Source organism: Promicromonospora sp. NPDC023987, from assembly GCF_040639055.1.
Taxonomy (GTDB): domain Bacteria; phylum Actinomycetota; class Actinomycetes; order Actinomycetales; family Cellulomonadaceae; genus Promicromonospora.
In genome coordinates this window covers 20,862-41,426 of the sequence record NZ_JBEZZF010000053.1, presented here as the reverse complement: position 1 = coordinate 41,426, position 20,565 = coordinate 20,862, and the positions used below count along the sequence as shown (strand labels likewise).

Below are 20,565 nucleotides of genomic sequence, written 5' to 3'. Positions count from 1 at the left end.
TGGGTATTTGCCCTCTCGAACCGTTTCGAGAGGGCAAATACCCAGCACTCAACGGAGCCGCAGGGTCGCGACCAGGACGCCCGTCAGGCAGAGCGTGCCGCCGACCAGAGCGACCGGGGTCGGCACCTCACCGAGCAGCGCCCACGACATGAGCACGGCGAGCGGTGCGGCCGCGTAGGTAGCGGCGCCGAGCCGGCCCGCCGTTGTACGGGTGAGGGCGAAGCCCCAGGTGGCGAACGCGATCGCGGTGGGGAACACGCCCAGGTACACCACGCTCAGCGTGGCCGACGTCGGCGCGACGGCGAGCTCGTCCAGGAGCACCGGGGTGAACGGGAGGCACGCGACGGTGCCGGCGAGGCAGCCCAGCCAGGTCATGGTGAGGGAGTCCACCCCCGGCAGCAGCCGCTTCTGCAGGATCGTGCTGCCCGCGTAGACGACGGCGGCGGCCAGGCCAAGGGCGACGCTGACCCCGCTGGAGGCGCCGCTCGACGTGGCCAGCGCGATCCCTGCGACGCCGGCGAAGGCGATGCCGATGCCGAGCAGGAGCCTGGCGGGAAAACCCTCGCCGAGCGAGATGCCCGCGAACACGGCGATGAGGATGGGCGCGAGCCCGACCAACAGCGAGGCGGTGCCCGCGTCGAGAGTGCGTTCTGCCGCGTTCAGAGCGAGGTTGTACAGCCCGAACCAGAGCACGCCCCAGACGATGACGCCCACCAGGGTTCGGCCCCGTGGCAGGCGCAGCTTGCGGGCCAGGGCGGCCATCACGGTCAGCGTGATCGTGCCGACGAGGATCCGGCCCAGGGCGAGGGCGCCCGGCGAGTAGTCGAAGCCCGCTGAACGGATGCCGATGAACGCGGAGCCCCAGAGCACCACGGTGACCGCTGCGGCGGCCGGGACGAGGAAGCGGCGCGTGCCGGGGGCGACAGGCGTACCGGGCGGGACCGTCGTGGCGGTGCGGGACATGTCCGAAACCTTGCCCGCCGCGTGGGGTGGCGTCTGGCGGCTGTCGACCGTGGTGTTCGTCATGATGCGATGGTGACCCTCGGGCACTGTGAAGCACCAGCGATTGTTTCTTCATCTGAATTCAGTCTCGCTGTACATTGGGGTCATGCTCGACGTCCACCGCCTCCGCGTGTTCCGCTCCGTCGTCGCCTCCGGGTCCATCGGGGCGGCCGCCGCGAACCTCGGCTACACGCCGTCCGCCGTCAGCCAGCACGTGTCCGCGCTCCAGCGCGAGACCGGGCTCAAGCTCCTGGCGCGCCACGGCCGTGGCGTGCGCCCGACCGCCGCGGGGCACGCCCTGGCCGCCCAGGCCGACGGCGTGCTCGAACGGCTCGGCGAGGCGGAGTCCATGGTCGCTGACCTCCGTGCGGGCCGCACCGGCTCGCTCTCGCTCGCCTATTTCGCCTCGGTCGGCTCGGCCTGGCTGCCCGACGTCGTACGCGTCGTCACGACGCAGTTCCCGGGCGTACGTCTCGACCTGGAGCTGGCCGAGCACATCCCTGACAAGAGCGAGGACCGGGCCGACCTGCAGATCTGTGTGGCGCAGGCCGAGTTCGAGGCCGGGAGCGGCTTCACGGCCCACCATCTGATCGACGACCCGTACGTCGCCGTCCTGCCGCGGAGCCACCGGTTCGCCGGCCGGGACGAGATCGAGCTCGCCGAGCTCGCCGACGAGTCCTGGGTCGACAACGACTTCGCGCGCGGCTGGTGCCGGCGCAACCTTCTCGAGGCGTGCACCGCGGCAGGCTTCAGCCCCACGTTCCACGTCGAGGCGCACGACTACGCCACGGCCGTCGCGTTCGTGGAGGCGGGGATCGGCATGACCGTGCTGCCCCGGCTCGGCGCCGTCCACCTGCCGCACGCGACGGTCGCCGTGCCCGTGGTGCGCCCCACCCCGGTGCGCTCGATCTACGCCGTGGTGCAGGACGCGGTGGCGCACACGCCGCCGGCCGTGGCGGCCCTGGACGCGCTGCGGCAGACCGCCGCCGCTTCGCGGGCAGCCGTGGTGGCCGCATAGGGTGGGCGGGTAACGGCGCCGGGACTGCTCGGCGCCCTCCCGATCGAGAGGCAATCCTCGTGACCACGCTTCCTACCGCCTCCGGCGCCTTCGGTGACAAGCCGGAGCTGACGTTCCCCGAGGGTGGCGCACCCGCCGGCCTGCAGGTGCAGGTGCTCTCCGAGGGCAACGGTCCGGTCGTCGAGTCCGGACGCACCATCGTGGTGAACTACCTCGGCCAGACCTGGGACGGCCACGTCTTCGACAACTCCTACGACCGTGGCACCACCATCGACTTCCCGATCGGCGTCGGCGCCGTCATCGGTGGCTGGGACAAGGGCATGGTGGGCCAGAACGTCGGCTCCCGCCTGATGCTCTCGATCCCGCCGGAGCACGGCTACGGTGCCCGCGGCGTGCCGCAGGCCGGCATCGCCGGCGGGGACACGCTGGTCTTCGTGGTGGACATCGTCGGAGTTCAGTGACACCTGCCCCGACGCGCTGAGTCCCCCGTCGGTCGAGCTTGTCGAGACCGGTCTCGACGAGCTCGACAACGGGGGACTCAGCTCTGTGGCGGAAGCGCTACGGGTAGGCGATCACCTGCGGGGAGGCGAAGGAGCCGACCGCGGGCGCGCCCGTGTCGTTGATGACGTGGTTGATCCCCCCGGACCCGTTGAGGAACACGCTCGTCATGGAGCGGAACGTCACGCCGGGGGTGTTGGGTGCCTGGATGCCTGATTCGACGCGGATGTCCTGGCCCTGGTTGAAGAACGAGTAGACGCCGAGCCCGGTCGCCTCGTGGCTGGTCACGTGGTCAGCGACCCGGTAGGACGCGTAACCGAGGCGATCGCCGTCCATGAAGGCCGCCTGTGACGGCGGGTCGTACGGGATCTCGCTCTGGTAGAAGACCGTCCGGCCACGCTCGCCGTTCCAGATGGTCTGCTGCTCCTGGTAGTGCTCCACGAACAGCCCGGTGGCGGTGACGTCGTCACCGTTCACGACGACGCCGTGCGCTCCCGTGTTGCCGTCCCACGACACGCCGTGGCCGTGGTCCGCGCGCCACGCCCAGATGTGGTCGAGCAGGGTGTTGTCGCTGTTCACCTCGATCGACGTGACGGCCTTGCCCTCCCAGGGGCCGCCCACCCGGACGAACACATCGGTGAGCGTTGTGGGGTTGGCCGGGTCGGAGACGCTCGCGCCCTCCGGTCCGACCTGGATCAGGGTCGTGGACTCCGGCACGTTGGCGTCGGCGGTGATGCCCGCGATCTTGACGCCCGCGACGTCGGCGATCTCGAGCACGCCGTTGCCCGCCGTCGGGGTGAGGGAGGCGTAGCCCAGGCCGAGCACCACCGTGTCGGCACGGTCGACCCGCAGCGCCGCGTCGAGCTCGTAGACGCCCGGCGTGAGGATGAGGTTCTTGCCGTCGGCCAGCGCGGCATTGATCGATGCGGCGTTGTCGACGTCCTCGCGGGCCACGTAGAAGTCGCGCATGCCGATGGACGTGCCGGACTCTGCGGACGTGGACCAGTCGGTGCCGCTGCTGCTGGTCTTCGCGTTCGGGACGAAGACGGCGAGCTCGCCGTTGTCGTCCCGGTAGAGGAACGGGGCCTCCCTGCTGAGCGGCGTGTTGTCGAGGGTGGTCTTGACACCCTTGACGCCGTCACCGAGGTCCTGCCCGAAGTCGGTGGCAGGAGCGCCCTGGACGCCGGAGAACACCATGTTCCACACCCCGCCGTCCCAGGTGCCCACCTGGCTGTTGCGCGTGAACCACTGCTGCTGCGAGCCGGTGGCGATCGTGCCGGCCACGCGGGAGTTCGCGAGATAGCCGCCGGAGGCGAACTCGCCGTACCGGCCGAAGACCGTCAGGCTGCCCTGGATGTCCATGCGGCGCATCGGCGCGGCCTGCGACACGGCCCAGCGCATCTGGTGCGGATCGGTCACGCCCGCCGGGAACGGGAGCGCGGCGTCGTCGCCGACGGGCCGCTGGATCGGGTTGATGGCCATGTTGGACATGGACCGCCAGAAGTTGTTCAGGGAGCCGGGGGCCGCACACTCCCAGGGCCGCTCCGGGCAGCCGACGATCGGCTCCACGTGCAGGGCGCCGTTGATCTGGACGTCGCCCGGCTGTGCGCCGAGACCCGAGATCGACTCGTAGTAGCCGACGGTCTGGTTGACGATGTCGGTGGCCGTTGCCGGGTTGTCCTGGCCGGCGGCGCTGCCGTACGTGCCGGGCTCGAAGAAGACCTGGTGCCGGTTCTGGCTCATCTCCTCCTCGTCGTTCACCGAGTCGAGGAGGGCGTTGATCTGGTCGGTCGACCACGTCTGGTCGATGAACGTCACGTTGGGCCCGAAGTCCGGGTCAGCTTCCGCCTTTTTCGGCTTCTTCACCTTTGGCTTCTTCGGCTTCTTGGCCTTGTGCTCGGCCTTCGACGTCGCGTCCTGCTCTGCCTTCGCCACGGAGGCCTTCGCCATGGTCCTGCCCTCGTCCATGGCGGTCGGTGCGGCGGTGGCAGGTAGTGCGGTGACCGCGGCTCCCGCGGCGAGCGATGCTGCGACGGCCGCTACGGCGGCGCCGCGCAGGGTGGTCCGGAGTGTCCTCATCGACAGATCCTTCGAGCTCGGGGCAGGCCGGCGAAGGCCGGGCGTGCTGCCGGTGCGGATGCGCCCGGGTGAGCGCCCAGCCAGGCTAACCGCCCGCTACTGACTCCTCTGTAAGTACTTTCCGCACACTCCGCGTCACGGTGAACTTCGGGTTCTGGGCCACGTGCTCCGTCGGCCCGACGGCGCGCTGCAGCGCGCCGCGGTAGTGCAGCCCCGTGTTGAAGACGGTCCACAGCTCGCCGCCGTCGCGCAGGATGCTGCCAGCGGCGGCGAACATCCGGTGCGCCGCGTCCGTGCTCAACGCCGTCCGGTCGTGAAACGGCGGGTTGAGCAGCACGAGGTCGGCCCAGCCGTCCGGGACGGGGAGCAGGTCCCCGGCGTCGCCCCGCACGACGGCGGCCTGGACGCCGTTCGCGGCGAGTGTCGCACTCGTCGAGGCGCACGCGGCAGTGCTCCGGTCCGTCGCGATCACGTGGGCGCCAGGGAAGCGCAGCGCCAGGACGGTGGCAAGGATGCCGGTGCCGCAGCCGAGGTCGATGGCGATGGGCCGGCCGTCCGCGTAGTCCGGGGCGTACGCAGGGGTCGTCGGGAGGGGCTCGGCACCCGACAGGTCGGGCCAGCGGTGGGCCTGGGCCAGCAGGAAGCGGGTACCGAGGTCGAGCGTGGCACCGGCGAAGGCGGCTCCGTGTGCGACGACGGTCAGCCCGGCGTCCGGTGCTGCTGCCGGTGCTGCTGCCGGAGCTGCTTCCGGTGCGCCGATGGCGTCCACGATCTCGCGTTCGGTGAGCCGGGCGGTCACGGGGTAGGTGGGCGGCCCGACGTCGGACCGCGGCTCGCGCGCGATCAGGAGCCGCGACTTCTGCCTGGCGCGCGACGCCCTGACCTGGCCGAACGATGCGCGGAGCACGTCGTTCATCGCGAGGGTCATGTGCTTGACCCGGCCGCCGGCGAGCAGGGTGACCGCTGGGTCGGCGTGCCGGGCCACGTACTCGGTGATCTCGGTCAGCTCCGCCAGCGACGTCGGCAGCTGGAGCAGGACGAGCCGCGCACCCGCGAACAGCTTGGGACCGAGCTCGTCGTGCCCGGTGATCCCGATCGGGGCCGGCTCGTACGGGACTGGCGCGTTCTCGGCGAGATGCCGGTGCGCGGCCCACAGGGTCCGGGACGCGCGCGCGGAGTTGGCGGAGAGGGCGGCCTCGGCGGTGATCGCGTCCTGGTAGCCATCGACGTGGCGGGCACCCAGCGCCAGCGCGCCCAGGGTGAGGGCGCCGAACCGGTCGCCGAGCACCACCACGCCGTCCGGATCCCGCTCGATCAGCGGGGCGGCCTCGTCGAGGAGCAGCCGGTCGGTGGCGTCGACTGCGACGGGGCCGTCGGCGCGCGAGCCGTCCTCGGGATAGGGGAGGAGCTCGGCCAGGACGGCGTCGGCCTCGGGACTCACCGTGCGGAGCGGGCCTTCTTCTCCGCTGCCTTGCGGGCGTCCTCGACGCGCTCCTCCTCGGCGCGCACCTGAGTGGCGATCTCGCGCTCCTGGGTCAGCCACGCCGGCGGGTCGTCGCGCAGCTCGTTGATCTGCTCGGTGGTCAGCGGGTCGGTGATACCGCCGCGGGCCAGGCCGGCGATCGAGATGCCGAGGCGCCCCGCCACGACGGGCCGCGGGTGCGGGCCGTTGCGGCGCAGCTCGGCCAGCCACTCGGGCGGGTTGGTCTCCAGCTCCTCGAGCTCCGCGCGCGTGATCGGGTTGTCCTGGAACTCCTGCGGGGTGGCAGGCAGGTAGACGCCGAGTCGCTTGGCGGCGTTGGACGGCTTGAACCGCTGCGAGGCGAAGGAGGAACTCATGTTCCCAGCGTACTTGGGCGCGGGCCCAGGCATCCCGCTGACGGGTCGGGTGGAGCTGTGAGGTCGGGCGGTGTTCGGCGAGCTGGGGTGGTGGTGCGGGTTCCCAGACCGGCGCCGAGTGCAGAGTTGGTTGCGGTGCCCTCCGGTGACTGCAGACTTTGTTGCGGTGGCAGCCACTCCGTCCGCGACTAACTCTGCACTCGGCAACGAGGTCCGCGTCTAAATCTGCAGTCGCGTTCTGGGGCCATCGTGGGGATCGCCGCCATGGGTCCGTCCCCTCGGGGACACAGCGGCTCGGGGAGAAGGCTCCGACGGCGCGGCAGTGGCCAACCGGCCTCGACGGGCAAAATTTCCGCGGCGTGGAACAGACCCGGTCGACGGCGGCGCAAGGGTTTGAGTACTTCCACAGGCTTCCGTTGTCCACAGGCGCACCCTCGGGGCTCCAATGCCGCCGTCGATCGCGTTGTGATTTGCGTGTGAGGAATCCCGAGACCGTCCCCGCTCAGCTCCGGGCCCTGGCAGCGTGCCAGGAAGAGCTGGTGAGCATCACGCAGTGCGCCGCGGCGGGCATCAGCAAGCATGCGGTGCTGCGGCTGGTTCGTTCAGGGGCCTGGGCGCGGATCACCCGCGGGGTCTACGACACGAACTCGGTCCCCGTCCGGGACCGGGTCTGCGCCGACTACCACGACCACGTCCGCCGTCGGGCCGCGTGGATCGGGCTCCTGGCCTACCCGGACGGAGCGGCGACAGGCGGGTGCGCGCTGGCCCTCCTGGGAGTGGGCGGGCTGCCCTCGGAGCTGGCCCCGGAGGTCTCGCGGCCCACCTGGATGGACGCAGGGGTACGGCCTGGAACTGTGCTCCGTCGGTACGGGACCTTTCCGGTCGTGCAGCGGCACGGGCGTGACGTCGCGGAGCTCGTGCACGCACTGGCCCAGGGGCTCCTGACGCTGCCGCGCGACCACGCCGTGGCGGCGATCTGCGACGCCCTGCGCGAGGACCGCATCTGCCTGGCGGACCTCGAACGGATCCGGACGCTGATCCGCGGGCGGCGTGGGGTCGTCGTGGCGCGGACGTGGCTCGAGCTCGTACCCGGTCGGGATGCCTCGCCGTCGGAGTCGTTCACGCGGTTGTCGCTCATCGACCACGGGGTGCCGCCCGACGGTCAGCAGATCGTCTTCAGGTCGGGCGGCACGTTCCTCGGCAGGGTCGACTTCGCATGGGTTCTGCCTGACGGACGCTACGTAGTCCTCGAGATCGACGGGCGGGAGTTCCACTCGGGCAACGAGATGCTCGCGGACGACGCGACGCGTCAGAACGGCCTGGTGGGCACCGACCGGGTGATCGTCCTGCGGTTCCCCGCACCCCGGGACAGCGCCGACGGCGACATCGGCGGCCAGGCCGCCGAACGGTTGCACCAGCTCGGCTGGGTGCCGGGCGGCAGCATCGGTCCGGTCGTACACCTGGACTGACCACAGTCGAGTGCAGAGCTGGTTGCGGCCCATGGGCGCCAGTGCAGACTTCGCTGCGGTTCCAGGATCCGGATCAGCAACAAACTCTGCAGTCGGCGAGCGGTGCCGCGACGAAGTCTGCAGGCGGCGGGCGAAGGCGGCCGGTTCTGCGCCGGTGCTGCCGGGCAGGTGGCACCGGGCGCACGTACACGGTCGGCTCCACGGCCCGGGCCTTGAGCGGGTCCAGGGGCAGGGCGAGCCCCGTAGCCTTGAGGGCGTGAGCCACCCTGAGCCCCCGGAGCCGTTCCGTCTCGCCTATGTGCCCGGTGCCACACCGAGCAAGTGGGCGAGCGTGTGGCGCGAGCGGCTGCCTGATGTGCCCCTTGAGCTGGTGCAGCTCGAGGCCTCCGCCGTCGCACACGCGCTGGAGGCGGGGGAGGCCGACGCGGCGATCGGCCGGCTTCCCGTGGACAAGGAGATGTTCTCCGCGATCCCGCTCTACGAGGAGACGTCGGTGGTCTGCTTCTCGCGGGACCACCTGCTCGCCGCGCTCGCTGACGAGGAGGTCGTGTCCAGCGCCGACATCGCCGAGGACCCGGTCTGGGTCCCCGCGGACGACGTCATCTTCGCCGCGCACCCGGTTCCGGGTGTGGTGCCGGCAGATCCGGAGGGGAACCCGCTGGACCCGGTCCCGACCACTGCCGACGCCGTGGCAACCGTCGCGGCGAACGTGGGGGTGGCGGTCCTGCCGCTGTCGCTCGCACGGCTGCACCGCCGCAAGGACGTGACCTACCGCCTGCTCGAGGACGGGCCGACGGCGCCCGTGGGGCTGGTCTGGCCCACCGAACGCACCACGGACCTGGTCGAGGAGCTCATCGGGATCGTCCGCGGCCGAACGGTCAACAGCTCGCGCGGTCGGGGAGGTCCGGCTGCGCGGGCGGGCAAGGAGACACCGACGAGCAGTGAATCCACCGGCACGTCGGCAAGGGCCGGGGTGAAAAAGCAGGCGAAGGGTGCGTCGAGCAGAGTCGCGGGACGTGCCGCAGAGAGGCGTGGCAGCGCAAAGGCTGGCGGTCGCGGGGGAGTGCAGCGGGGCAAGGGTGCGCGGCCGGTCTCGAAAGGGAAGAAAAAGGGCAAAGGAAAGTAGTGTGACTCACAAGTCCATGTAAGGCATTTCAATGAGATAACGGATATTGGCGATCTGCAACATTATCGCTACGCTCCGGGAGGTGTGCCGAATGTGGGCACGGAAACTACCCCCGTCTCGAAGGAGCGCTCAGTGCGCAAGATGACCGTCTTGGGGGCCTCCGCGCTCCTCGTCGCCGGCCTCATGACCACCCCGGCAGCTGCGTTCGCCGCGTCGCCCGTCGCGAGCACCTCCGGCGACGTAGAGAAGGTTTGCCCGGAGGAGGGCAAGCAGCCGGGCGAGAACCAGCTAGCCATCACCGTCACTGCTCCCGAGGGCATGGTGATCGTCGGGTACTGCGTGAAGGCTGGCTCGGCCAACCAGGGCGACGGTGCGATCGACGTGGACGTGGACCCGCCCGAGACGACGGTGGAGATCACGCACCCGTCCGGCAAGGAGATCAGCCACTACACCGTGTTCTACGCGCCAGCACCGACGCCGGAGCCCACGGAGCCCGGTGCCGAGCCGACGGAGCCCGGTGCGGAGCCGACGGAACCGGGTGCCGATATCACGCCCGAGCCCACCGAGCCGGGCGCGGAGCCGACCGAACCGGCCCCGGACGCCACCGAGCCGGCTGGCGAGTCCGCGGCCCCGGCCGACGGCGACGACGCCACGCCTTCCCCCTCGGCCTCCGCCGAGGGGTCCGAGGTGCTCGCCGCGACCGGTGCCAGCACCGTCATCGGCTTCACTCTCATCGCGCTGGCCCTCGTGGGCGGTGGCGTGACCCTGATCGTGCTGCGTCGCAAGGGCGTTCTCGGTAGCTGATCCCGGCGCACCGCGTCGCTCAGAAGGGCGGGCGTCCGGTCGGTTCCCTGTGTTCTCGGATTTCGGTCCGGGACGACAGTGGATCGGCCGGGCGCCCGCCTTCCTTTTGTGGGCGGGTGAACTTCGCCACGAGTGGGTGAACTTTCGTGCGCTACGGTCCACATTGTTCAATACAAATTGCACCCCCTTCTCGGACGGTTTGGCCCGCAGTTGCGCGCGGCTTCAACTTGTTACCGGGGCTCATTCTCCGGACATTTCTCTTTTGAGGATCGGCTTCGCGCTGGATAAGGCGCCGCCTCCGGAGGTGCACGCAAGGGTGTTGGTGCAGGTCGCTGCCGTGACAGGGTGTCGCTCCTGGTGACACCGGGCGAAAAGTGTCGCGGCTCGTCCTCGTCGCTATGTGATCGAAGGGTCCGTGCGAGCGCTCCGGCGAGTAACCGGCTTTCGCTCGATGCGTGGCGCGGGGAGGTCCGGAAGAATGTCGGTTTGATGCCGTTGCAGGGACCGTCTCCCGGATCTACCGTCACGAATATCAGTCGCGCCGCATCCCCTTTTCTGTGGCGCCGCATCCACGGACAAAGGAGACCACGATGAAGCGCTTACTTGCGCTGGGCGCCGCCGCGCTCTTGGGCTTGGGGCTTTACGGCAGTGCCTCGGTCATGGCGAGCGCTGCACCAGTAGCAACATCTGAACAGAATGTGTGTGATGGGGAGAAGGTCGAACTGTCGGGCGACGACGAAGCTGTCGTCGTGGACGCTCCTGAAGGCTTCCTCATCTCCGGCTACTGCGTGAAGGCTGGATCGGACAACCAACCCGACGGTGGACCAGTGGACAAGGTCGTCGATCCGCCCGCACCGCAGGTGACGATCACGCACCCGTCGGGCAAGGGGATTAGTCACTACGTCCTGGAGCTCGTGCCGATCCTGACGCCGTCGGAGGAACCATCCGAGGAGCCTTCGGAGGAGCCCTCTGAAGAGCCGTCTGAAGAGCCTTCGGAGGAGCCGACCCCGGTAACGACGCCCGAGCCGACCGACAAGCCTGAGCCCGTTCCGGCAGGCCAGCACGCCGCACCGCCACTGCCGTCCGAGCTGGCCTCGACGGGTCCGGCCGAGGCGATCGGCTACACGATGCTGGCGCTCGCCATGATCGCTGGCGGCACCGCGTTCATCGGCCTCGCCCGGCGGCGGCTCTCCTAACGACTTGCCCGAGCACCTCGCACGGAGGGCCCCGTCTCAGGGCCGAGGCTGACCGACACCGAACAAGGGTCGGGCGGACCGACACAGGACCAGGGCGAGCAGGTACCGGAAGCCGGCCCTGCTCGCCCTGGCGGTCGCTTGAGGTCCCTGGGCCGGTCTACTCCGTCCGGTCGGTGGCCGTCACGTGGATGATCAGCGCCTGCATTGGCCACAGCGTCGGCAGCTGCAGCCCCACGCCGGTCAGCACCGAACCAGGGATGTCCGTCGGGTCCTTGCCCAGCCAGCCCGGGGTGATCCCGCCCATCCACTTCGCGGCCCCGACCTCGTCGCGCACCCGCACGCTGTATCGCCTGGCAGGGTCGAGCCCGTCGAGCCGTACCCGTTCGGTCAGCGCGTCCTGCGGCGACGCCATGGTCGCGACGGTCCACATCCCAGCTGCGCGGTCGGGGGCGACGAAGCCAGTGACCCGCAACGCAGGCTCCACCGTGTCGCCGTGCACGACGGTGCCCGTGTGCACGAGGGACCGGAGCTCCTTGTAGAGCACGGCGTACGCCGAAACAGCGACCAGCTCCTCGTCGGTGCAGGTCAGCAGGTCCCACTCGAAGCCCGCGTGGCCCTGCAGGGCCGTGGCCACCCGGAACGTGAGGTCGGTGGTGCGCCCCGACGAGTGGGCCGGCGACGGGCCGACGTGCGCCCCGACCAGCTCGGGCGGCAGCACGAGCGACGTCCACCGCTGGATGTCCTGCCGCTCCAGGGGGTCGTTGGAGTCCGAAGCCCACACGCGGTCGGTGACCTCCAGGATCCCCAGGTCGGTCCGTGCGCCACCCGAGGAGCACGACTCGATCTCCAGCCCGGGGTGGTCCGCCTTGAGCCGCGCGATCAGCGCGTACGCCGCCCGGGTCTGCGCATGCGTGCCCGGCCGCGCCGCACCGTCGGGGCCGACGTGGACCGGCTCGCTGAGGTCACGGTTGTGGTCCCACTTGATGAAGTCGATGCCCAGCTGCGTCACCAGCGCCGAGATCTGCCCGCGCAGGTGCTCCCACGCGTCGCTGTTCGCGAGGTCCAGCACGTACTGCGTGCGGAACGAGAGGCCGTCCGGCGACGGGATCGCCGCAGGGTTCGACAGGATCCACTCCGGATGGGCGCGCGCGAGGTCGGAGTCGAGGTTGACCATCTCGGGCTCGAACCACAGGCCGAACTGCATCCCCAGCTCGTGCACCAGCCCGGCGAGGGGGTCCAGGCCGTCCGGCCAGACGTCGTGGTCCACCACCCAGTCGCCCAGGCCCGTGGTGTCGTCCCGCCGGGAGTGGAACCAGCCGTCGTCGAGCACGAAACGCTCCACGCCGACGGCGGCGGCCCGCCGCGCGAGCCGCTCCAGCTTGGCCGGCGAGTGGTCGAAGTACACGGCCTCCCACGTGTTCAGTACCAGCGGCCGGGGACTCGTCACGTGCTGCGGACGTGCCCGGAGCCACGTGTGGAACCGGTCCGCGACGCCGTCCAGACCTGCCGGCGACCACGCGAAGTACGCGACCGGCGCGCGATAGGTCTGGCCGGGAGCCAGCCGGATCTCGCCCGGCCGCACCAGCTCACCGGCACCGAGCAGTGTCGCGTGCTCGGTGAGGTGGTCCACCCGGTGCGTGACGTCGGCGCTCCATCCAAGGTGGGTCGCCCACACCTCGCCGGTCCGGTTGCGCGGTGTGCCCGACGACGCAGCGGTCACCCAGGGCGCGTCGTGTCCCGACCGGCCACGCCGGGTCTGGCGGGCCGTGCTGCCGCCCGGCATGGTCGTGGTGACCGGAACCTTCTCGCGGGACCAGCGACCGCTGAACTGGGTGAGGTGGTCCGCTGACCTCGGCACGGGCAGCGTGGCCTCGAGCCAGTGCACGTCCACCGCGGCCGGGCCGTCGTTGGTGAGCTCGTGCCGCAGCAGGACCAGCCCACCCACGCCGATCTCGAGGTGCGACCGCAACGTGAGCCCCAGGTCCGCGTCCCGGGCGGTGACCGACAGGTCGGCCGCGCCCCGCTCTGCCGGGTCAGCGGTCCAGCGGGGGTAGAGGGGGACGCCGTCCGACACCACGAGCAGGCCCGGGCGACCGGCCCACCCTTCCGACTCCTGTGGCAGCATCGACGGCCGCCAGGCCGCGTCGAGAGTGCCCGGCGCGGTCTGCCTGCTGGTCGCCGCATCGAGGCCCTGCAGGTCGGCGGACGAGAGATCGCCCAGGTCCTGGCCCCAGTGGAGCACGAGCGGCAGACCCCGTTCGGGATGCACCACCACCACCGCAACACCGTCACGGCGCAGAATCGACCAGCTGGAATTCTCGACAAGCCCGTTCATGTGGTGTCCCTTCGCCCCCTGGACCACACCGTATGCGTGGTCACTGACATCGAATCGGCCCGACCCTAGCCCGCCGTGCGGACCAGGTCGTTCTCGGCGCGCAGCACCGGCCGGGAGGCCAGCGCCTCCTGGTCGAGGCCGCTGCTCGTCACATGGAACACCGCCGTCGTGCCCGCCGGGAGGTCGACGACCTGCTCGTCCACCTGCGCGTCCGGGTCGAGGCGGTCGGCCAGCAGCGTCACGCCCAGCGCCAGCGACGTGGCCGTCACGTCCACGCGGTAGCCGCCGTCCTCCGCCGTCACCGTGGTCCGTACCGGGGCAGGATCGAGCGCGAGATCCTTGCTCTCCGCCCACCGGTGGATCCCGCGCGCCTCCCCGAGGGTCACCACCAGCACCTCGCGCGCCGGGTCGGTGACGGCGGCCAGGTCACCGGTCAGCGGGACGAGGGCCACCGACCGTGGCGCGACGGTCACCGCCGCGGCGGCCGCGTCCGACGTCGCCAGCACCTCACCACCGAGGGTGGTCCGGGCCGCCTCGACCTGCCCGGTCCACGGCTCGTCCGTGTCGTTCACGAGGGCCGCCACCAGGTCGGCGCCGCGGGGCTGCACCGTCACGATCCGGTCGGCGAACGCGTGCCGCATGGCGTACCAGAGCGGCTTGCGGCGGCCGTCACCGTCGACGGCGGCCCACGAGGTCACCGGCCAGCAGTCGTTGAGCTGCCACACGATCGCCCCGGCGGTACGGGGCCACCACGACCGGTAGTGCTCCAGGGCGTACTGGATCGCACGCGCCTGGTTCAGCTGCGTGGCCCAGTGCCAGTCGGCGAAGTCGTCGGGGACGTCCAGGTGCGGAGCGAGGCCGCGGTCGAGCTTGCCGTTGCCGTCAGCGGCCTTCTGGTGCAGCAGAAAGACCTCTGACTCCTTGAACCCTGGCGAGTCCTCCTGCGGCAGGATCGCGCGCCGCATCGTGGCCCAGGTCGCCGGACCCTGGAAACCGAACTCCGACGGGAACCGCGGTACGTCATCGCGGTAGTGCGTGTAGTCGACCTGGTTCCAGACGGCCCACTGGTGGTGCGTGCCGTGGTCCGGGTCGTTGGGATGCATCTCCTCGGGCGCGAAGCCGGGAGAGTAGGGCGAGCCGTCCGCGTACGGCCGGGTCGGGTCCACCTCGGCCAGGATCTTCGGGAAGAGCTCGTAGTAGTAGCCGGCGCCCCACGTGAGGTCGCCCAGCGGCTCCTTCCAGCCCCAGTCCTCGTGGCCCCAGATGTTCTCGTTGCCGCCGTTCCACAGCACGAGCGAGGGGTGCGGTGCGAGGCGGACCGCGTTCTCGCGCACCTCGGCCTCGAACTCGGCCCAGTGCGGGTCCTCCTCCGGGTAGGCGGCGCAGGCCAGCAGGACGTCCTGCCAGACCATGACCCCCTTCTCGTCGCAGACGTCGTAGAAGTCGTCGGTCTCGTAGATGCCGCCGCCCCAGACCCGCAGCAGGTTGAGGTTGGCGCCGAGCGCCTGGTCGACGCGCTGTTCCAGGCGCTCGCGCGTGATCCGGGTCAGCAGGTGGTCGTCCGGGATCCAGTTGGCCCCGCGCGCGAAGACGGGCTTGCCGTTGATGACGAACGTGAAGCGCGTGCCGTGCTCGTCGGGTGTCCGGTCCACCCCGACGGTGCGGAAGGCGACCCGGCCGGACCAGTTGTCGAGCGGTTCGGAACGGTCCTCCCCGTTCCCCGCGTAGAGCGTCGCCTCGATGGGGTAGAGGGGCTGATCGCCGTAGCCTGCGGGCCACCAGAGGTCGACGTCGGGCACCTCCACCTGTCCGGTCAGCTCGATGGTGCGGTGGGAGCTGTCCCCGTCGAACGTCCCGAGGGTCAGGCCCCGGCCGCCGACGGAGACGTCGAGGGTCAGCGGCCCGGCGTCGGACAGGCCGGACGTCTCGACCTCGACCCGGACGTCGACCAGCCCCGTGCCGTCGTCGGACACCGTCACCAGAGGCGTCACCCGGGCGAGGCGCGCCACGCGCCAGCGCTGCACCCGCACGGGCTTCCACAGGCCGGCCGTCTGCAGGTCGGGGCCCCAGTCCCAGCCGAACGAGCAGGCCATCTTGCGGACCATGTTGAACGGCTGGTCGTACGCCATCGGACGGGTGCCGAGGCGCTCCGCCTCGGCCTCGGCGGCCTCGAGCGCCGAATCGAGGTCGACCACCAGATTGGTCGGCGTGCCGACGAGCTCACGCACGTCGTACCGGTAGGAGCGGTGCATGTTCCTGGTGCGGCCCAGCTCGACACGGCCCTGCCCGACACCAGCTCGTTCCACGTCCGTGTCGACCAGGACGGTGGCCACCGTGTCGATGCCCTCGAAGAGCAGGTCGACGCGCTCGTCGGGTCCTGCGGGCGGCTCGTCGAGCACGGTCGCGTACCGCCAGGTCGTGCGCTTCATCCAGGCGAGCGCCGTCTCGTTGGTGCCGAGGTACGGATCGGGGATGAGCCCTTGCTCGACAAGGGCGGTGTGGCTCGTGCCCGGGACGGTCGCCGGGACGGGGACCCCGGCAAGGTCCGCCGGTACGGGTCCGCCCGTCGGGGTCAGGGTCCAGTCGGTCAGGTCGCGGCTGATCTTCATCGATCCTCGTCCCTCTAGAACAGGTGCTCGGTGCGTGTGCGAGCGGATTCGAGCATAGGGCCGGGCGTAGCGTCGGATCGAACCGATACCACCGCGCACGGGCGGACCCGTGCCGCCGGGCGCAAATCAGACGACTTCGGCGACCGTCCCCGCCAGGATGGCCGGTATGGACGAGGTCGAAGTCGTCGTTGCCCACAGCCAGCGTGCGACGCTGCGCGTCGGCGACGTGTATCTGAAGGTCGACGGTGACCCTGTGCACGCCGACCTCGAGGTGCGCGCGATGGCCAGGGCACCGATCCCGACTCCGGCGGTCCTGTGGTGTGAGCCGCCTGTGCTCGCGATCGCTGCCGTTCCCGGAAAGGCGCTCGGCCTTCTCAGCGAGCCCTCGGGCGCGTCCCCGGCGGCGTGGGCGGCGGCGGGTGCCGCCATCCGCAGGCTGCACGACGCGCCGTTGCCGCCGTGGCCGGGCCGCCGGCTCGACGACGTGACGGCGGACCTCGACAGAGAGTGCGCGTGGCTGCTGGCCAACGGCGTTCTGCCCGCCGAGGTGATCCGGCGCAACCGCGAGATCGCCGAGGGCGCGCTCCGGCCGTGGAGACCGGCGTTCATCCACGGTGACCTGCAGATCACCCATGTGTTCGTCGACGGCGACGAGGTCACCGGCGTCATCGACTGGTCCGAGGCCGCCCCCGGGGACGCCATGTTCGATCTCGCCACCTTGACGCTCGGCCACGAAGAACGCCTCGATGACCTGCTTGCCGGCTACGGCGGCGGCGCGGACCGGGACGTGATCCGCGCTTGGTGGTCGATGCGCAGCCTGGTGGCGTCGCGCTGGCTGATCGAGCACGGCTTCGACCCGGACGCGCCGGGGTGCGAGTTCGACGTGCTCAGGTCCCGGGTGCAGGAAGACGGCGTCACCACATCCGACAGGCCCGATCGACGGGTCTAGCTCCAGGTGCACGTCAGGATCTGGCGCAACGGCTCGCTGTACTCGCTCAGTCCGGCCGGACCACGAGGCCGAGCGTCTCGGCCAGCAGGATCGCCTGGGCTTCGCTGACCACCGCGCCTGTGAGGTTCGCCGAGAGCGGGTCGAGCGTCGACAGGTCGCTGCCGCGCAGGTCGGCGTTGGTCAGGTCAGCCTGTTCGAGGTCCGCGCCCGACAGGTCACAGCCGACCAGCACGACGCCGTTCGCCTTGATCCCTGCCAGGTCGGCCTCGCGGAAACGGACGCCGTCGAACTGCGCGCCGGCCATGGCCGCGCGGTGCAGGTCGGTGAAGGACCAGTTGCCGCCCTCGACCTTGAGCAGGTCGAACCGGCAGTCGGCGAACTGCGAGCCGACCAGCTTGCAGCGCTCCAGCTTCGTATCGAAGAACACGCACCCGTCGAACACGCACGAGGTGAACGCGAGCTCCGTGAGGTGGGCGCTGTTGAAGCGCACGCCCCGGAACACGCACGAGTCGAACGTGGCGCCGGTGCCCGAGGCCTCCGTCATGTCCACGTCGGCGAACAGCGTCGCCAGGTGGTCCTCGCCGGACAGGTCGCGGGCGTACCAGTCCTCATTGGTGACGGAGCGCTCGGTGGCTGGCATTCGGATCATGCGGCCGACCCTACGACCAGCCACTGACGTTGCGGTCAGACGGCCTCGGGACGGGCACGACCATGGTCGCGTGGCAGCGGTAGCCGTTCGGGTTCTTCGCAGACCACCAACGAAACCCGCTCGCGGTGCGTCATGGTAGGCGTGGAGGCGCATCGAGAGGTACTGCTGTCGGGTCTCCACGAGTGCGTGCCAGACCACACCGATTCGAACTCACTGCACCTGAGTGGTGTCGATTATCGGACAATTCCCAGAGATGTGATGAGGAGATATGTTCGAACAGAAGAGAAGGCTGATCGGTGCGAAGTCGACTGGTGTCGTCCTCACACTTGGCCTCACCGGCCTCATCGGGGCCCTGGGCGCGACGCCGGCGATCGCGGCCGATACCGAGGGTCCGGCCCAGACCGCGGAAGCGCCCGCCCCGGAAGCGACCCCGGAAGCGACCCCGGAAGCGCCCGCCCCGGAAGCGCCCGCCCCGGATGCGACCCCGGAATCGGCTCCTGAAGCGACTCCGGAACCCTCCGCCACGGACGACACGCTGATCGAGGTCGTGCCCGAGATACCCGCGATCACCTGGCCGAGGTGCGAGGGCGACAAGTACATCCCTCCGAGGCTCAGCGCCCCGAAGGACAGCGACGGCATCGCCTACGACTTCCAGGGCTACTGGTACACGAATCCGTTCCTCGTGCCTATCGACCTGGAAGTGTGGGCAACGCTGAAGGAGGGCTACACCTGGGCGGCAGAGGTGCCGGAGGGGTGGACGGTGTCCGCGGACGGGGGGACCTACGAGGTGAAGTTCGAGGATGTGCCGTGTGCCCCGCACAATGATCCGGTGGTGCCCGAACTGCCCGTGGTGACGCAGGCGGAGTGTGTGGACGGTGAGCTGACGGAGCCGACGGTCACTCTGCCGGAGAATGGTGAGGGGATCACCTACGAGCTGGCTGACCGCGCGTCCGACCCCGAGTCCACCCTTGACGTGTCCGCGAAGCTTTCCTGGAGCTACTTCTGGGCGAAGGAAGAGAAGTTCCCCAAGGGCTGGACCTGGTCGGATGTTGACGTCGCATGGTACGACGTGAAGTTCGACGAGGTGTCGTGCGAGCCGGGAGCGGAACAGCCCGCGCAGCCTGGGGCGGACCAGCCGGAGCAGCTGGCCGCCACCGGTCCACGGGACGTGGCGGTTCTGGGCGGGGCCGCCCTGCTCATCGTCGCGGCAGGTGTCTCGCTGATCATCGCGCGACGCCGCGCGACGGGTCGCTGACCCGAACCGCAGGACCGGCCTGACGGCGAGTCCTGCACACGCCATGCGCCCGGTGATCCGTTCGATGGATCACCGGGCGCATCTACGTGCTGCTACGCGGCAGGCGCCGGATACGGGACGCCCGTCGTCGCGTGGCACCGGTAGCCGTTCGGGTTCTTCGCGTCGGACAGGTACTGCTGGTGGTAGTCCTCGGCGTAGTAGAACGTTCCGGCCTCGGCGGCCGGGGCGATCTCCGTGGTGATCGCGTCGTAGCCCTTGGCGCTGAGCACCTCGGCGTACCGCGCTGCGGTCTCCTTGGCGGCCTCGGCCTGCTCCGGCGTCGTCCAGTAGATCGCCGAGCGGTACTGCGTGCCCACGTCGTTGCCCTGGCGGAAGCCCTGAGTCGGGTCGTGCCGCTCCCAGAAGATCTTGAGCAGCTCTGCCTCGGTGACCTTCTCCGGGTCGTACGCGACGAGCGCGGTCTCCGTGTGACCGGTCCGCGCGCTGCAGACCTCCTCGTACGTCGGGTTGGGCGTGGTGCCACCCATGTAGCCGACGGCGGTGCTCACCACGCCGGGGACCTGCCAGTAGATCTCCTCGGCGCCCCAGAAACAGCCCATCGCCAGGTACAGCACGCGCGTACCGGGCTCCCACGGGCCCGTGATCGACGAGCCGAGCACCGTGTGCGGGCGCGGCGCCTGCAGCACCGGCGCGGACCGGCCCCGCAGGGCGTCCTCCGGCGCGATCATCGTGGTCTTCGTGGAACCGGAGCCCGGGCCGAAGAGGGAGTTCAAGAACGTCATCGGACACTTCCTTACGTCTACTTGCGCGGGTAGCGCTTTCATCATCGCAACACACCGCGGTGCGGTGGTGTTCCGCGGCCAGTCCACAGCGCTGCTGTCGGCAGATCCGCTGGCGGCTCGGTGCCCCACGGGCCATCGTCGTCCCATGAGCTCAGAGGTCGGTGCGGTCGCGGTCCTGTCGGACGTCCATGGGGTGCTCCCCGTCCTGGAGGCGGTGCTCGCGGAGCCCGACGTGGTCGCCGCCGACCGGGTAGTCGTCACCGGCGATCACGCCGCCGGACCCCAGCCCGTCGCGGTGCTGGACCGCCTGCGGTCCCTGGGGGAGCGAGCCCTTCTGGTCCGTGGGAACGCGGACCGCGAGCTGGTCGCCCTCGCACGCGGCGGACGCACCGCCATCCCCGATCCGGTCGCGCCATGGGCCGCGGCCCAGCTACGGCCCGACGACGTCGCGCTGCTCGCCGGCCTGCCGTACCCGGCCGAGCTGACGGTGCGCGGGTTCGGCCGCGTCGTGTTCTGCCACGCCACCCCGCGCGACGACGAGGAGGTGGTGCTCGTCGACTCCTCCCTCGAGCGCTGGGCCGAGGTGCTCGGCGGGCTCGACGCCGCGGTGGAGACCGTCGTGCTGGGGCATACCCACATGCCGTTCGTGCGGCTCGTCGACCGGCGCCTGTGCGTCAATCCTGGCAGCGTCGGCATGCCGTACGGCCGCGCGGGCGGCTCCTGGGCGCTGTTGCGCGACGGGCAGGTCGAGCTGCGGCACACGCCCGTCGACGTCTCAGCGGCAGTGGCCGCCGTCGCCACCGGGAGCACCTATCCCGGAGCGGAGGAGTGGGCACGGGAGTACGTCACGTCGGCGAACAGCGACGCCGACGCCCTGCGGGCGTTCGGGCCGCGGGACGGCCGGACATGAGGTCAGAGCCAGCCCTTGATGCCCTACATCACGTAGGGCATGATG

Annotated in this window: 17 protein-coding genes; 9 read left to right on the top strand and 8 right to left on the bottom strand. The window is 70.5% G+C overall.

The genetic code is table 11. From position 1 onward, the window contains the following. Positions 1 to 48 precede the first annotated feature (48 nt). On the bottom strand, positions 49 to 1,026 hold the full coding sequence (locus AB0F40_RS20340) for a DMT family transporter (protein ID WP_357471666.1): 978 nt from the start codon (positions 1,024 to 1,026) through the stop codon (positions 49 to 51). Between the two features lie 82 nt (positions 1,027 to 1,108). Between AB0F40_RS20340 and AB0F40_RS20335 the strand changes: the two genes are divergently transcribed. Then, entirely contained in the window at positions 1,109 to 2,020 is a 912-nt protein-coding gene (locus tag AB0F40_RS20335) for a LysR family transcriptional regulator (protein WP_357471663.1), read from the top strand. A gap of 59 nt (positions 2,021 to 2,079) precedes the next feature. Next, positions 2,080 to 2,481 carry an FKBP-type peptidyl-prolyl cis-trans isomerase gene (locus tag AB0F40_RS20330; protein ID WP_357471661.1) on the top strand — a complete coding sequence of 134 codons (402 nt, stop codon included), beginning with the start codon at positions 2,080 to 2,082 and terminating at the stop codon, positions 2,479 to 2,481. A 97-nt stretch (positions 2,482 to 2,578) separates the two neighbouring features. On the opposite strand, the gene AB0F40_RS20325 is transcribed toward AB0F40_RS20330, so the two are convergent. The 3 genes from AB0F40_RS20325 to AB0F40_RS20315 all read right to left on the bottom strand — a co-directional run bounded on the left by AB0F40_RS20325 (position 2,579) and on the right by AB0F40_RS20315 (position 6,436). Next, entirely contained in the window at positions 2,579 to 4,597 is a 2,019-nt protein-coding gene (locus AB0F40_RS20325) for an adenylyl cyclase (protein WP_357471658.1), read from the bottom strand. A gap of 85 nt (positions 4,598 to 4,682) precedes the next feature. Next, positions 4,683 to 6,038, bottom strand: coding sequence for a methyltransferase (locus AB0F40_RS20320; RefSeq protein WP_357471655.1), 1,356 nt, complete (start codon positions 6,036 to 6,038; stop codon positions 4,683 to 4,685). Further along, the gene (locus AB0F40_RS20315; protein ID WP_357471652.1) at positions 6,035 to 6,436 is read right to left on the bottom strand and encodes a DUF5997 family protein; all 402 of its coding nucleotides are present in this window, start codon (positions 6,434 to 6,436) and stop codon (positions 6,035 to 6,037) included. The genes AB0F40_RS20320 and AB0F40_RS20315 overlap by 4 nt, the downstream gene beginning before the upstream one ends. A gap of 359 nt (positions 6,437 to 6,795) precedes the next feature. Between AB0F40_RS20315 and AB0F40_RS20310 the strand changes: the two genes are divergently transcribed. The 4 genes from AB0F40_RS20310 to AB0F40_RS20295 all read left to right on the top strand — a co-directional run bounded on the left by AB0F40_RS20310 (position 6,796) and on the right by AB0F40_RS20295 (position 11,031). Further along, entirely contained in the window at positions 6,796 to 7,905 is a 1,110-nt protein-coding gene (locus tag AB0F40_RS20310; RefSeq protein WP_357471649.1) for a type IV toxin-antitoxin system AbiEi family antitoxin domain-containing protein, read from the top strand. A 256-nt stretch (positions 7,906 to 8,161) separates the two neighbouring features. Beyond that, positions 8,162 to 9,031 (top strand): LysR substrate-binding domain-containing protein, encoded by an 870-nt coding sequence (locus AB0F40_RS20305; RefSeq protein ID WP_357471647.1) that lies wholly within the window; start codon positions 8,162 to 8,164, stop codon positions 9,029 to 9,031. Positions 9,032 to 9,163: 132 nt separating this feature from the next. Beyond that, positions 9,164 to 9,835, top strand: a complete 672-nt coding sequence (locus AB0F40_RS20300; RefSeq protein ID WP_357471644.1) for a hypothetical protein — start codon at positions 9,164 to 9,166, stop codon at positions 9,833 to 9,835. A gap of 590 nt (positions 9,836 to 10,425) precedes the next feature. Then, positions 10,426 to 11,031, top strand: a complete 606-nt coding sequence (locus AB0F40_RS20295) for an LPXTG cell wall anchor domain-containing protein (protein WP_357471641.1) — start codon at positions 10,426 to 10,428, stop codon at positions 11,029 to 11,031. Between the two features lie 157 nt (positions 11,032 to 11,188). Here AB0F40_RS20295 and AB0F40_RS20290 read toward each other — a convergent pair whose 3' ends face one another. Further along, on the bottom strand, positions 11,189 to 13,366 hold the full coding sequence (locus tag AB0F40_RS20290) for an alpha-galactosidase (protein WP_357471639.1): 2,178 nt from the start codon (positions 13,364 to 13,366) through the stop codon (positions 11,189 to 11,191). A 65-nt stretch (positions 13,367 to 13,431) separates the two neighbouring features. Further along, positions 13,432 to 15,975: a glycoside hydrolase family 2 TIM barrel-domain containing protein gene (locus tag AB0F40_RS20285; protein WP_357471636.1), complete on the bottom strand. Its 2,544-nt coding sequence runs from the start codon at positions 15,973 to 15,975 to the stop codon at positions 13,432 to 13,434. A gap of 109 nt (positions 15,976 to 16,084) precedes the next feature. On the opposite strand from AB0F40_RS20285, the gene AB0F40_RS20280 reads away from it, so the two are divergent. Further along, positions 16,085 to 16,924, top strand: coding sequence for a phosphotransferase (locus tag AB0F40_RS20280; RefSeq protein WP_357471633.1), 840 nt, complete (start codon positions 16,085 to 16,087; stop codon positions 16,922 to 16,924). Between the two features lie 46 nt (positions 16,925 to 16,970). Here the strand turns inward: AB0F40_RS20280 and AB0F40_RS20275 are convergent, their stop codons facing one another. Further along, positions 16,971 to 17,573, bottom strand: coding sequence for a pentapeptide repeat-containing protein (locus tag AB0F40_RS20275; protein WP_357471631.1), 603 nt, complete (start codon positions 17,571 to 17,573; stop codon positions 16,971 to 16,973). Between the two features lie 268 nt (positions 17,574 to 17,841). On the opposite strand from AB0F40_RS20275, the gene AB0F40_RS20270 reads away from it, so the two are divergent. After that, entirely contained in the window at positions 17,842 to 18,828 is a 987-nt protein-coding gene (locus tag AB0F40_RS20270) for a hypothetical protein (RefSeq protein WP_357471628.1), read from the top strand. Between the two features lie 92 nt (positions 18,829 to 18,920). Here AB0F40_RS20270 and msrA read toward each other — a convergent pair whose 3' ends face one another. After that, the gene (msrA, locus tag AB0F40_RS20265) at positions 18,921 to 19,610 is read right to left on the bottom strand and encodes a peptide-methionine (S)-S-oxide reductase MsrA (protein WP_357471624.1); all 690 of its coding nucleotides are present in this window, start codon (positions 19,608 to 19,610) and stop codon (positions 18,921 to 18,923) included. Positions 19,611 to 19,755: 145 nt separating this feature from the next. On the opposite strand from msrA, the gene AB0F40_RS20260 reads away from it, so the two are divergent. Beyond that, positions 19,756 to 20,520, top strand: coding sequence for a metallophosphoesterase family protein (locus AB0F40_RS20260; protein WP_357471621.1), 765 nt, complete (start codon positions 19,756 to 19,758; stop codon positions 20,518 to 20,520). Positions 20,521 to 20,565: the final 45 nt, after the last annotated feature.

Coding starts and splice junctions, on each gene's coding strand:
- AB0F40_RS20270 (WP_357471628.1), top strand. CDS start 17,842: ATGTTCGAACAGAAGAGAAGGCTGATCGGTGCGAAGTCGACTGGTGTC.
- AB0F40_RS20275 (WP_357471631.1), bottom strand. CDS start 17,573: ATGATCCGAATGCCAGCCACCGAGCGCTCCGTCACCAATGAGGACTGG.
- AB0F40_RS20260 (WP_357471621.1), top strand. CDS start 19,756: ATGAGCTCAGAGGTCGGTGCGGTCGCGGTCCTGTCGGACGTCCATGGG.
- AB0F40_RS20335 (WP_357471663.1), top strand. CDS start 1,109: ATGCTCGACGTCCACCGCCTCCGCGTGTTCCGCTCCGTCGTCGCCTCC.
- AB0F40_RS20285 (WP_357471636.1), bottom strand. CDS start 15,975: ATGAAGATCAGCCGCGACCTGACCGACTGGACCCTGACCCCGACGGGC.
- AB0F40_RS20295 (WP_357471641.1), top strand. CDS start 10,426: ATGAAGCGCTTACTTGCGCTGGGCGCCGCCGCGCTCTTGGGCTTGGGG.
- AB0F40_RS20315 (WP_357471652.1), bottom strand. CDS start 6,436: ATGAGTTCCTCCTTCGCCTCGCAGCGGTTCAAGCCGTCCAACGCCGCC.
- AB0F40_RS20290 (WP_357471639.1), bottom strand. CDS start 13,366: ATGAACGGGCTTGTCGAGAATTCCAGCTGGTCGATTCTGCGCCGTGAC.
- AB0F40_RS20340 (WP_357471666.1), bottom strand. CDS start 1,026: ATGACGAACACCACGGTCGACAGCCGCCAGACGCCACCCCACGCGGCG.
- AB0F40_RS20325 (WP_357471658.1), bottom strand. CDS start 4,597: ATGAGGACACTCCGGACCACCCTGCGCGGCGCCGCCGTAGCGGCCGTC.
- msrA (WP_357471624.1), bottom strand. CDS start 19,610: ATGACGTTCTTGAACTCCCTCTTCGGCCCGGGCTCCGGTTCCACGAAG.